The 12,457-nt window shown below is 71.4% G+C and carries 7 protein-coding genes; 4 read left to right on the plus strand and 3 right to left on the minus strand.

Annotated elements, in window-relative coordinates; all coding sequences use genetic code 11:
* Window positions 1–52 precede the first annotated feature (52 nt).
* Window positions 53–2,671: an aminopeptidase N gene (gene pepN / locus J7E91_RS17435; protein ID WP_214905140.1), complete on the plus strand. Its 2,619-nt coding sequence runs from the start codon at window positions 53–55 to the stop codon at window positions 2,669–2,671.
* Window positions 2,672–2,825: 154 nt separating this feature from the next.
* Window positions 2,826–3,911 carry a hypothetical protein gene (locus J7E91_RS17440; RefSeq protein ID WP_214905160.1) on the plus strand — a complete coding sequence of 362 codons (1,086 nt, stop codon included), beginning with the start codon at window positions 2,826–2,828 and terminating at the stop codon, window positions 3,909–3,911.
* 6 nt (window positions 3,912–3,917) lie between these two features.
* Here J7E91_RS17440 and J7E91_RS17445 read toward each other — a convergent pair whose 3' ends face one another.
* The gene (locus J7E91_RS17445; RefSeq protein ID WP_214905163.1) at window positions 3,918–5,648 is read right to left on the minus strand and encodes a TIGR03767 family metallophosphoesterase; all 1,731 of its coding nucleotides are present in this window, start codon (window positions 5,646–5,648) and stop codon (window positions 3,918–3,920) included.
* Between the two features lie 271 nt (window positions 5,649–5,919).
* Window positions 5,920–6,378 (minus strand): NUDIX hydrolase, encoded by a 459-nt coding sequence (locus J7E91_RS17450; RefSeq protein WP_214905175.1) that lies wholly within the window; start codon window positions 6,376–6,378, stop codon window positions 5,920–5,922.
* 218 nt (window positions 6,379–6,596) lie between these two features.
* Here J7E91_RS17450 and J7E91_RS17455 point away from each other — a divergent pair, with 218 nt between their 5' ends.
* Window positions 6,597–9,890, plus strand: a complete 3,294-nt coding sequence (locus J7E91_RS17455; protein WP_214905178.1) for a S8 family serine peptidase — start codon at window positions 6,597–6,599, stop codon at window positions 9,888–9,890.
* Window positions 9,891–10,165: 275 nt separating this feature from the next.
* On the plus strand, window positions 10,166–11,194 hold the full coding sequence (locus tag J7E91_RS17460; RefSeq protein ID WP_214905189.1) for an aspartate-semialdehyde dehydrogenase: 1,029 nt from the start codon (window positions 10,166–10,168) through the stop codon (window positions 11,192–11,194).
* Here the strand turns inward: J7E91_RS17460 and J7E91_RS17465 are convergent.
* Window positions 11,184–12,434, minus strand: coding sequence for an MFS transporter (locus J7E91_RS17465; protein ID WP_214905192.1), 1,251 nt, complete (start codon window positions 12,432–12,434; stop codon window positions 11,184–11,186). The genes J7E91_RS17460 and J7E91_RS17465 overlap by 11 nt on opposite strands.
* Between the last annotated feature and the right edge of the window lie 23 nt (window positions 12,435–12,457).

Here is a 12,457-nt window from a genome sequence, read left to right on the forward strand (position 1 = left end):
CAGCGCCGCGTGCGAGGATCGGGAGGTTGTGACGAGACACGAAGGAGTGCCCGTGCCCGGTGAGAATCTGTCCCGCGACGAGGCCCGCGAGCGGGCCGAGCTGCTGTCCGTCGAGGGGTACGAAGTGGCCCTCGACCTGCGATCAGCGGTCGGCGAGGCCCGGGACGGCGGCGGGGAGAGCGCCCCGGACAGCGGAGGCGGTCCGCGCACGTTTCGTTCGGTGACCACCATTCGGTTCCGGTGCGTGCGGCCCGGCGCCGGTACCTTCGCCGATCTCCTGGCGCCCTCCGTGACGGCCGTCACACTCAACGGCGAGGCGCTGGACCCCGGCGTCGTCTTCGACGGCAAGCGGGTCGCGCTGGCCGGGCTGCGCGAGGAGAACGTCCTGGTCGTGGACGCGCAGTGCGCGTACAGCCGCACCGGTGAAGGCATGCACCGCTTCGTCGATCCCGAGGACGGCGAGGTCTATCTCTACACGCAGTACGAGCCCGCCGACGCGCGCCGCGTGTTCGCCAACTTCGAACAGCCGGATCTCAAAGCGCCGTTCCGGTTCGAGGTGACGGCTCCCGACGGGTGGACCGTGTGGAGCAACGGGGTCGGCGAGCGGACCGACGAGGGGGTGTGGCGGTTCGGGGAGACCAAGCCGATCTCGACCTACATCACCGCCTTCGTCGCCGGTCCGTACCACTACGAGAGCGATCTCTACCGGCGGACGCTCAGCGACGGTACGGAGATCGAGATCCCGCTCGGCGCCATGTGCCGCAAGGGCCTCGCCCGGCACTTCGACGCGGACGACATCTTCACCGTCACCAAGCAGGGCCTCGACTTCTTCCACGACAACTTCGACTTCCCGTACCCCTTCGGGAAGTACGACCAGGCCTTCGTGCCCGAGTACAACATCGGCGCCATGGAGAACCCCGGCTGTGTGACCTTCCGCGAGGAGTACGTCTTCCGCGGGAAGGTGACGCAGGCGTCGTACGAGCGGCGGGCGAACGTCATCCTGCACGAGATGGCGCACATGTGGTTCGGGGATCTCGTCACCATGCAGTGGTGGGACGAGCTGTGGCTCAAGGAGTCCTTCGCCGACTTCATGGGGTCGTACTCGATGGTGGAGGCCACCCGCTTCAGCAACGGGTGGATCACCTTCGCCAACAACCGGAAGTCGTGGGCGTACCGCGCCGACCAGCTTCCCTCGACGCACCCCATCACGGCCGACATCCATGACCTGGAGGCCGCGAAGCTCAACTTCGACGGGATCACGTACGCCAAGGGCGCGTCCGTACTGAAGCAGCTCGTCGCGTACGTCGGCAAGGACGCCTTCATGGAAGGCGCCCGGCGGTACTTCAAGCGCCACGCGTACGGGAACACCCGGCTGGAGGACCTGCTCGCCGTGCTGGAGGAGACCTCGGGGCGCGATCTGGCGTCCTGGTCACGGGCGTGGCTGCAGACGGCGGGGGTCAACACCCTCACGCCGCAGGTGGTGTACGACGCCGCCGGGCGGATCACCGAGCTGGCGGTGTTCCAGGAGAGCTCCGCATCGCATCCTGAGCTGCTGCGGCCGCACCGGGCGGCTGTCGGGCTGTACCGGCGCGAGGAGGCGGACGGCTCGCTCGTGCGGTACGCGCGGGCGGAGGTGGACGTCGACGGTCCGCGTACGGTCGTGGCGGAGCTCGCGGGCAGCGAGAGGCCGGATCTGGTGCTCGTCAATGACGACGACCTGACGTACTGCAAGATCCGTTTCGACGCGGAGTCGCTGGGGACCCTGCGCGCTCACCTCGGTGAGGTGAGTGACCCGCTGGCGCGGGCGCTGTGCTGGTCCGCACTGTGGAACCTGACGCGCGACGCCCTGATGCCGGCGCGGGACTTCGTGGACCTCGTGCTGAGGTTCGCGGGCCGCGAGAGCGACATCGGCGTGCTCCAGATGCTCCACGCGTGGACGCGGTCCGCGCTCACGCACTACGCGGCTCCCGAGTGGCGCGAGGAGGGCGGGCAGGCGCTCGCGGAGGGCGCGCTGCGGGAACTGCGGATCGCGGATCCGGGCAGTGAGCACCAGCTCACGTGGGCACGGTTCTTCGCGGCTGCGGCCTGCCGGGAGGCGGACTTCCAGTTGCTGGAAGGGCTGCTGGAGGGCACCGCCAAGATCGACGGGCTTGAGGTGGACCAAGAACTGCGCTGGGCGTTCCTCGGACCGCTCGCTTCGCACGGTGTCGCGGACGAGAAGGTGATCAACGCGGAGCTGGCACGGGACGACACGGCCTCCGGAAAGCGCCACCAGGTGCGGTGCCTGGCCTCACGGCCCTCGGCGGCGGTCAAGGCGCAGGCGTGGGCGGCGGTCGTGGAGTCCGACTCACTGTCGAACGCGCTGGTCGTGGCTACGATCGACGGCTTTGTGCAGCCGGGGCAGCGGGAGTTGCTCGCTCCGTACGCGGAGAAGTACTTCGCGGCGATCGAGCGGGTGTGGGCTGAGCGGTCCATCCAGATCGGGATGGACGTGGTGTCGGGGCTGTTCCCGGGGCTCCAGGACAGCCAGGGCACGCTGGACGCCACGGACGCGTGGCTGGCCGGCCACGCGGACGCGGCGCCGGCGCTGCGGCGGCTGGTGCTCGAGGCGCGGGACGACTTGGCGCGGGCGCTGCGGGCGCAGGCGTGCGACCAGGGTGCGGTGGGGTGAGTGGCCGAGGGGCCCTGGCCTGGAGTGTTCGCCCGTTCGGCGGGTGGGGTTTCGGCAATCGAACGGCCGTACTTTAGCGCAGGGTTGTCCTGAATTGTCGACGGATGTGTAACAGCGGTTAGGGAGTGGGGGGTCGGCGGGAAGCTCCTGGAACATGAGCCACAACACCCCGGTTTCCCCCCGCCCCCTCAGCCACCTCACCGACGCCCAGCGGCGCGTGCTGTCCGCGGCGCAGTTGCGCGCGCACGGCGTGTCCGCCGCCCAGACCGCCGCGCAGTGCCGCCCCGGCGGGCCCTGGCAGCAGATCCTGCCCGGCGTCTACGTGCTGCACCCGGGCCCTCCCACCAGCGAGGAGCGGCTGCACGCCGCCCTGCTGTACGCGGGGCGGCCCATCGGCTCCGCCGCGAGTCCGGTGGTTCCCGCGCAGGTCAGGGCGGAGGGGCAGGCGGGCTCGTACGGTGACGTCGTGATCACCGGGCTGGCCGCGCTCGCCCTGCACCGCCTCTCCTCCGCTCCCCCGCTGATCTCCCTCGACCGGATCGATGTGCTCGTGCCGCGCACCAGACGGCTGCGGTCCACCGGGTGCGCGCGGCTGATCCGGGTGCATGCCATGCCCCAGGTCCAGGAGATCGGCGGCCTGCCCGTCGCCCCGGTCGCCCGCGCCCTCGCCGACGCCGTCGCGCACCTCACCGACGCCGATGCCGTACGCCGGCTGCTCACCGAGGCCGTGCGCGGCTCGCACTGCGAGCCGGCCGCCGTGGTGCGTGAGTTGACGCTCGGGCGGCTGCTGTCGCGGCCGCATGTCATCGACGCCGTCGACTCACTGCTCGCCGAGGGGCGCGCCATCGCCGAGGACCGGCTGTACGAAATGGTGCGGCAGTACGGGCTGCCCGACCCGCTCTGGAACGTCGACCTGCGGCTGCCCGGCGGGCCCCACCTCGGCGGCGTCGACGTCTACTGGCCCGAGCAGGCCGTGGCCGTGGAGCTGGACACCCGGGCGCCGCGGCAGGACGAGGACGCAATGGGGTCTCCCCCGCGCGAGCGAAGCCGGGAGCTTGGGGAATGGTCGGAGTACGCCCGCAAGCGCGAACACCTGGAGCGGCTGGGTATCACCGTCGTACACATCACGCCGAAGAAGCTGCGGGAATCGATGGAGCAGCAGGCGACCGTCGTACGGACCGCTCTCATGGCGTCCTCGGACCGGGAGCCGTCCGCCTGTGTGGTGGTGCTGCCGCGTTAGGGCCCGTCAGCGCTTCTTCACCAAAAGCTCCGTGTTCCGGGCGTCCGCCGGACCCGCCAGGGTCTGCCGGGCGCCCGGCGTGTTGAGGGCCAGTTCGCGGTAGAGCGCTGCCAGGCCCGTCTGGGAGAGGTCGGTGTAGTCCGTACTGTGCGGGGCGGCGGACTCGATCAGCGTGGTGAAGAGGGAGAGCGTGCCGTCGTGGTTGTCGGTCAGCTCGATGATGCGGGCGAGCTGGGGGAACTCGACGTGCGAGGCGGTGGAGATCTCCCAGAAGGTGCCGTGCGCGAGGATCTCGTTGCGGTGGCTGTGTCCGTTGATCCAGGCGATGACGTTGCGGTTCCGCTTGAGGAGGGCGACGAGCTTGTCGCCGCCGCCGTCGTCGAACGTCCAGCTGTTGTGGTGGCTGAAAACGATGACGTGGTCGTCCCGGTGGGCGAGCAGCGTGCGCGTCAGCCAGTCCAGTTGGGCCTTGCCGATCGAGCCCGCGAAGTGGCCGCCCCGGTCGGTCGTGTCGAGGCTGATGCCGAGTACGCCGTCGGAGACGCGGAAGGAGTAGTAGAGGTTCCCGGTGTCGGCGTTCTCGCGGGTGTAGCCGTGCCCGGCCGGGCCCGCGCCCGCGTACGCGGGGTCGAGGTGTGCCTCGACGTACTCGCGCGGCGTGAAGGGGGCGCGGGAGGGGTCCGGCGTGACGGGGCGCATGCGGCGGGCCTCGCGGCGCAGGAGGTCGGTGAAGTAGGTGCCGCGCGGGTCGTTGCCCTTCTTGAGTACGGCTTCGAGCGCGCTCGCCTCGCTCGCCGGGAGCGACAGCAGTTTCCGGCCGCCGACCGCGAAGTCGGCGAGGAAGCCGGACGCGTTGCCGTTGGCGAAGCAGCCGCTGGGCAGGTCGTCGTGGTTGCCGACGGTGGAGTACCAGGGGAGGTTCAGGCCCGGGCTGGTCACGGGGCGCAGCGCGGCGGCGAGGTAGCCCTCCAGGCGGGGGTAGCCGCGCTTCTTGTCGGCGTCGCGCAGGGCGCCGTCCGGGTGCCAGTACAGGGGCAGGCCGGAGTCCTGGACGCCTTCGTAGCGGGCGGGGTCGCCGGTGTTGGGGGTGATGCGGCCGCCGCTCATGGTGCGCAGGAACCAGTCGAGTTCGGCCTTGCAGTTGTTGTCCGTGTTGTCACCGGTCGTCATCACGAAGCCGAGGTCCGCCCCGGTGACCGGCCCGGCGCGCAGCGCGTTGACGCGCTCGACGAGCGAGATCGCGCCGTGCACGGTGAGGGCCTCCTGCGGGCGCCAGGCGCCGACCGCCTGGGCGCGCAGGTATTCGGTGCGGACGGGGTGCTGTACGTCGGTGAGGTGCATGTCGGTGAGCTGCACGAAGGAGGCGAGAGCGGTACGCCGCTCCACGCGTCCGGAGCGGGCGGCGGCGAGCTGGGTGCGTACGACGCGCTTCCAGCCGGGGCCAGTACCGAGGCGGCGGTAGCCGGAGAGGGAGCCGCGCGGGGTGGCGACCGTACGGAGCGTCGTGGCGGCCCAGGGCGCGATGCGGGCCGGGGCCTTGGCGGCGGAGGGTGACGCTCCGGGGGCGGCGAGGCCGGCGGGGGCGGGCGGGGCGGCGGCCCCGGCCCGGGCACCGTGGGCCGCGTGGTCCGGGCGGAGCGCGAGCCCGACGCCGGCGGAGATGCCGACCGCTCCGGTCGCGGCGAGGAACGAACGGCGGTCGAGGGCGGCTTCGGCTGCGGAGCGTAGGCGTGACATGGCGCGGTCTCCCCGGGGGTGCGGTCGCATCGGCCGGGCAGGGGGTGGACCGCCGGCGTGACCCGGTGGAACCCCTTGCCCCACTGGATCGTTGACACCGGGAATGGCCTGCGCGTTAACGGCTCCGCAACGCGCAACGCCGATCAACGAACAGGGATCACTGCCGGGTGCGGGTGGGCGGACGCGGGTGCCGGTGTGGTGCGGGTGCGCCGCAGGCAACGAGCCGTCATGCAACCCGCACATGCCCACTCGCACCCAGCGCCCCGCCCCCTCACCTCCCCGGAACCGCCACCCGTCCCGTCGCCGGTTTCGTCCGCCACAGTTCTATTCCCGTGTCCACCAGTTCGACGTGGTCGAGGCGGGGGACCTCGTCCAGGGGGTGCCAGGCCGCCAGGTCGGTGGAGCCCGTGGTCTCGTGGCGGAGTTCGCCGCCGGTGATCTCGCCCTCGTACACCAGCCGCAGGCCCTGGAAGTCGGCGAACGCGCCGAGCCGGCGCGGATAGCGCCGGGTGATGGAGTGGACGCCGAGCAGCCGGACCGGCTCGACGGCGTAACCCGTCTCCTCCGCCACCTCGCGGATCACCGTGTCGTACGGGTCCTCACCGTGGTCCATGCCCCCGCCCGGCAGCGTCCACCGCTTCGCGCCGTCGGGCGCCACCCAGCGGGCCAGGAGCACCCGGCCGTCCCGCACGCACACGGCGTAGGCCGCCACCCTGAGCTCTCGGTTCATTGGGTGAGGTTACGGGGTGGGGCCGACAAGGCGCCCGGTATCTGGTGATTCAGCCCCGGTGGCGCATACCGCGCGGTGGCGGATGTGTGCCACGACTGTATTACGACATGGGCAACTCTCCCCAAACAACCCTCACTTAGGCGAGGCTGAGCGGTCATCCGGCACCGTATTCCGGACGACCTACCGGACGACTCCTTCTTTCACATACAGGGAAGCCCATGACCCTCGAATCATCCGGCTCCATACCCGGGGCGAGACCCGCGGCCCGCATAGCGCTCGCCGCCGGTCTGGTCGCCGCGCTGTGTGCGGCTGCACCGGTCCCCGCCCTGGCGGCCGGCGCCGACGACCCCCGGACCACGGCGCCCGCGCCCAAGTCCGCCGCCGCGAAGCTCGGTTCCGCCGACGCGGAGCTGCTCGCGGAGGCAGAGGCCGAGGGCGCGAAGAGCGTCACGCTGATGGTCGCCACCGCGCCCGGCGCCACCGAGCAGGTCGCGCAGCAGCTCGACTCCGTACAGGGCGGCGTGGTCGGCCGTACGGACGACAGGCTCGGTTACGTACGGGCCACCCTGCCCACCGGCAAGGCGGACGCGGCCATCAAGGCCGCCACGAAGCTCTCCTCCGTCCACGGCATCGACCTCAAGCAGGAGATCCTGCTGGACGACCCGACGCCGGCGGCCGACCGCGGCAAGGGTGCGGACGCCGCCGCCGAGGGCACGTACTCCGGCCCCGGGAAGCGAACGCCCGCGAAGAACCCGTACAACCCGTCCTTCGAGACGGGCGCCGTGGAGTTCGTGGAGGACCACCCCAAGGCCGACGGCCGCGGGGTCACGATCGGCATCCTCGACTCGGGTGTGGACCTCGGCCACCCCGCGCTCCAGAAGACCACCACCGGCGAGCGCAAGATCGTCGACTGGGTGACGGCCACCGACCCGGTCACGGACGGCGACCGCACCTGGCTGCAGATGAACAGCGCCGTGACCGGCCCGGTGTTCAACTCCGGCGGCCGTACGTACTCGGCCCCCGCCGGGTCGTACATGTTCACCAAGTTCGCCGAGGCCGCCACCAGGGGTGGCGACATGAACGGCGACCTCAACCGCGACGGTGACACCACCGACGTCTGGGGCGTGCTGTACGACGCCGCCTCCAGCACGGTCCGCGTCGACCTCGACGACGACGCCGACTTCGGCGACGAGGAGGCGATGAAGCCGTACAAGGACGAGCACCAGATCCGGTACTTCGGCAAGGACGACCCGGCGACCGAGGTCGTCGAGCAGATCCCGTTCGTCGCCGAGGTCCGCAAGGACGTCGTCTACAACGCGGCGGGCGCGAAGTCCGACTACGTCAACATCGGCGTCATCGAGGGCTCGCACGGCACGCACGTCGCCGGCATCACCGCCGCCAACAGCCTCTTCGGCGGCCGGATGAACGGCGCCGCCCCCGGCGCCAAGCTGGTCTCCTCCCGCGCCTGCACCTGGAGCGGCGGCTGCACCAACGTCGCGCTCACCGAGGGCATGATCGACCTCGTCACCAAGCGCGGTGTCGACATCGTCAACATGTCGATCGGCGGCCTGCCCGCGCTGAACGACGGCAACAACGCGCGCGCCCAGCTCTACACGCGCCTCATCGACACGTACGGCGTCCAGCTCGTCATCTCGGCCGGCAACTCCGGCCCGGGCACCAACACCATCGGTGACCCGTCGCTGGCCGACAAGGTCATCTCGGTCGGCGCGTCCATCTCCAAGGAGACCTGGGCCGCCAACTACGGCTCGGTCGTGGAGAAGCGGTACGCCATGATGCCGTTCTCCTCCCGCGGCCCGCGCGAGGACGGCGGCTTCGCGCCGACCATCTCCGCGCCCGGCGCGTCCATCAACACCACCCAGACCTGGTCGCCCGGCGGCCCGGTCGCCGAGGCGGGCTACCAGCTCCCGGCCGGCTACTCGATGCTGCAGGGCACCTCGATGGCCTCGCCGCAGGCGGCGGGCGCGAGCGCGCTGCTGCTCTCGGCCGCCAAGCAGAAGAAGATCGACCTGACGCCGGTCGAGCTGCGCACCGCGCTGACGAGCACCGCCAACCGCATCAGCGGCACGCAGGCGCACGAGCAGGGCTCCGGTCTGATCGACATCGTGGACGCCTGGGACGCGATCAGGGACGGCGCGACCGCGCACGACTACGCGGTGAAGGCCCCGGTCGACACCGCGATCGACTACGCGCTCAAGACGCCGGGCTTCGGCACGGGCCTCTACGACCGCGAAGGCGGCCTCGAAGCCGGGCAGAAGAAGACGTACGACGTGACCATCACGCGTACGAGCGGCCCGGACCGCGTGATCGAGCACGAGCTGGACTGGAAGTACAACGACGGCACGTTCCGCCTCCTCGGTGACGACGAGGTCGACCTGCCGCTGAACAAGCCGGTCACCGTCAAGGTGCAGGCCAGGCCCGGTTCCGCCGGTGTCCACAGCGCCGCCCTGGAGGTGGACGACGAGCGCACCGAGGGCGTCGACAAGCAGATCCTCGCGACCGTGGTCGTGTCCAAGGACCTGGTGAAGCCCGCGTACACGTTCTCGGACTCCGGCTCGGTGCAGCGCAACAGCACCAAGTCGTACTTCATCAACGTCCCCGAGGGCGCGAAGTCCCTGGAGGTCGCGCTCGGCGGGCTGGGCAAGGGCAGCCAGACCCGCTTCATCGGCATCCACCCGTACGGGCTCCCGGTCGACTCCACCTCGTCGATCGTCTGCTACCCGAACTACCCGAACCCGGCCAGCACGTGCCGCCCCGACCTGCGTTCGTACCCGAACCCGCAGGCCGGTGTCTGGGAGGTCGAGGTCGAGTCGCGCCGTACGTCGCCGCTCCTCGACAACCCGTACACGCTGGACGTCGCGGTGCTCGGCGCCACCTTCGATCCGGCCGTGCAGACCATCCCCGAGGCCGAGGTCGGCACGCCCGCCCCGGTCGAGTGGAAGGTCACCAACGGCTTCGCCACGCTGGACGGCAAGCTGAAGGCCGGCTCGCTCGGCTCGTCGAAGGACGGCCGTCCGTCGATCAAGGACGGGGAGCAGCAGGAGTCCACGCTCACCATCGGTGAGGGCGTGGAGCGTCTCGACATCGCGATCGGCAAGGTCTCCGACACCTCCGCCGACCTGGACCTGTCGGTCTACCGGGGCAACACGCTGGTCGGTCAGGCCGCCGACGGCGACTCGGAGGAGGCCGTCAGCCTCGTCAAGCCGGCCGCCGGTACGTACAGGATCGTCGTCGACGGCTACTCGGTCCCGGCCGGGACCACGGCGTACGACTACCGCGATGTGTACTTCGCGCCGTCGCTCGGCCGGGTCAAGGTCGACGACTCGCAGGTCGTGAAGCTGGCCAACGGTGCTTCGGCGCAGGTCAAGGCCGAGGTAGTGGTGGCGGGCGCGGCTCCCGAGGGGCGGAAGTTCTTCGGCGAGGTGCAGCTGGTGAACGCGCGCGGCACGGTCGCGGGCTCCGGCAGCGCGCAGATCGAGAAGGTCACGCCGTAGCACCGTTCGCAGCGAGGTGATTTACGGAGGAGGGGCGGGCGCCCGCACAGGCGCCCGCCCCTTCGCGTGACAACCCGTTCCCGGGCGGCTTGTGCAGCTCAGGACGGGGGGCGCGTGGGATCTGGAGATCAGGTGACGGCCGGGACGGCGGTGACGATGGTCACGCCGTCCAGAGGCCGGACAATGGATTGGACAAGGCGGCCGGGGACAGACGCATTATGGACAGCACCAGGTCAAGCCCGCAGCAGCACGTTCGCACGCACCAAGGAGTCCTCGTGAGGGTCGGAATCGTCGGAGCCACCGGTCAGGTCGGCACAGTCATGCGCAGGATTCTGGCCGAGCGCGAGTTCCCGGCCGACGAGCTGCGCCTCTTCGCCTCCGCCCGTTCCGCGGGTTCCACGATCGAGTGGCAGGGCAAGGACATCACCGTCGAGGACGCGTCGACGGCCGACTACTCCGGCCTGGACATCGTGCTGTTCTCCGCCGGTGGCGCGACTTCCAAGGCGCTGGCCGAGAAGGTCGCCTCGCAGGGCGCCGTCGTGATCGACAACTCCTCCGCCTGGCGCCGCGACCCCGAGGTGCCGCTGGTGGTCTCCGAGGTCAACCCGCACGCGGTGGCCAACCGCCCCAAGGGCATCATCGCCAACCCGAACTGCACCACGATGGCCGCGATGCCCGTCCTCAAGCCGCTGCACGCCGAGGCCGGGCTCACCGCGATGGTCGCCACCACCTACCAGGCCGTGTCCGGCTCGGGTCTGGCCGGTGTCGCCGAGCTCGACGGCCAGGTCAAGAAGGTCGTGGACCACGCCGCCGACCTCACCCACAGCGGGGAGGCCGTGGACTTCCCCGAGCCCGGCGTCTACAAGCGCCCCATCGCCTTCAACGTGCTGCCGCTGGCCGGCTCCATCGTCGACGACGGCTCCTTCGAGACCGACGAGGAGCAGAAGCTCCGCAACGAGTCCCGCAAGATCCTGGAGATCCCCGGGCTCAAGGTCTCCGGCACCTGCGTGCGCGTCCCGGTGTTCTCGGGCCACTCGCTCCAGGTCAACGTCCGTTTCGAGCGTCCGCTGAGCGTGGAGCGCGCCACCGAGCTGCTGGCCGGGGCTCCGGGCGTCGCCCTGTCCGAGATCCCGACGCCGCTCCAGGCCGCCGGCAAGGACGTTTCGTACGTCGGCCGCATCCGCCGGGACGAGACCGCCGAGAACGGCCTGTCGCTGTTCCTCTCCGGCGACAACCTCCGCAAGGGCGCGGCGCTCAACGCCGTGCAGATCGCGGAGCTGGTGGCGGCCGAGCTCAAGGCCTGACCTTTTCAGTACTTTCAGTGCTTTCGGCGGGGCGGGGCTCTTCGGACCCCCGCCCCGCCGGCGTACGCGTACACGTACGCACCGTCACGACCGCCACTGTCCCCACCAGCGCCAGCGCGCCGCCGAGCCACAGCGGCCCCGGCACGCCGTAGCGGTCCGCGGCCCGGCCGCCGAGCAGCGCCCCGAGCGCGATGGCGGCGTTGAAGACCCCGGCGAACAGCGCCGAGGCCGCCTCGTGCCGCGCCGGTGCGGCTGCCATGAGCCAGTTCTGCGCGCTGACCGACACCCCGCCGTACGCCAGGCCCCACACCACGAGCAGCGCCGCCGCGGCCACGGCCGAGGCACCCCCCACCCCGGCCGTCAGCAGGACCGTGACACCGAGCACCGCCGAGATCACCAGGAGCGTGCGGCGCGGATCGCGGGCGGCGGCCGCGCCGCCGAGGAAGTTCCCGGCGATGCCCGCGGTCCCGTACACCAGCAGCAGCCCGCTCGCCAGGCCCGCGCCGATGTCCGGTACGCGCTCCAGGGCCGGACGTACGTAGGTGTACGCCGCGAAGTGCCCGGTCACCAGGGCCAGCACCACGAGCAGCCCGGCCCGCACCTGCGGCACCCGCAGCAGCCCCGCCACTTCCCGGAGCCCGACGGCGCCCCGCGCGGGCAGGGGCGGCAGCAGCACGCCGAGCAGGACCGCCACCATCAGCGAGAAGAAGCCCATGGCGGCGAACGCCCAGCGCCACCCCGCCAGTTCGCCCATCAGCGTCCCGGCGGGCACCCCGGCGACGGACGCCACCGCGATGCCACTGAAGATCACCGCGGTGGCCCGGCCCACACCCTCGTCGCGCACCAGCCGCACGGCGAGACCCGCCGCGACGGCCCACACCCCGCCGATGCACACCCCGACCAGCGCCCGCGCGCCCAGCAGCACCCCGAAACCGGGCGCGAGCGCGGACAGCGCGTTCGCGACGGCCAGCAGCACCATCAGCCCGCACAGCACGAGCCGCCGGTCCGCACGCCGCACGCCGACGGGCAGCAGGGGCGCGGCGAGCGCCGCGACCAGGCCGGGCAGGGTGACGGTCAGCCCGGCCGTGCCGTCGGACGTACCGAGGCCGGCGCCGAGGGAGGTGAGGAGGCCGACCGGCAGCATCTCGGTCGTGACGACGGCGAAGGTCGCTGCGGCGACGGCGAACACGGCGGGCGGCAACGCGGCCCGTTCATGGGGCAGTTCATTGTTCCTGTACATGCCGTCCAGCCTCTTGCGCGCCC

This window comes from Streptomyces sp. ISL-99 (assembly GCF_018614005.1).
Taxonomy (GTDB): Bacteria; Actinomycetota; Actinomycetes; order Streptomycetales; family Streptomycetaceae; genus Streptomyces; species Streptomyces flavidovirens.

What these genes read in the sequence shown, in the direction of transcription:
- J7E91_RS17440 (WP_214905160.1), top strand. Translation starts at nt 2,826, where the DNA reads ATGAGCCACAACACCCCGGTTTCCCCCCGCCCCCTCAGCCACCTCACC.
- J7E91_RS17445 (WP_214905163.1), bottom strand. Translation starts at nt 5,648, where the DNA reads ATGTCACGCCTACGCTCCGCAGCCGAAGCCGCCCTCGACCGCCGTTCG.
- J7E91_RS17450 (WP_214905175.1), bottom strand. Translation starts at nt 6,378, where the DNA reads ATGAACCGAGAGCTCAGGGTGGCGGCCTACGCCGTGTGCGTGCGGGAC.
- J7E91_RS17455 (WP_214905178.1), top strand. Translation starts at nt 6,597, where the DNA reads ATGACCCTCGAATCATCCGGCTCCATACCCGGGGCGAGACCCGCGGCC.
- J7E91_RS17465 (WP_214905192.1), bottom strand. Translation starts at nt 12,434, where the DNA reads ATGTACAGGAACAATGAACTGCCCCATGAACGGGCCGCGTTGCCGCCC.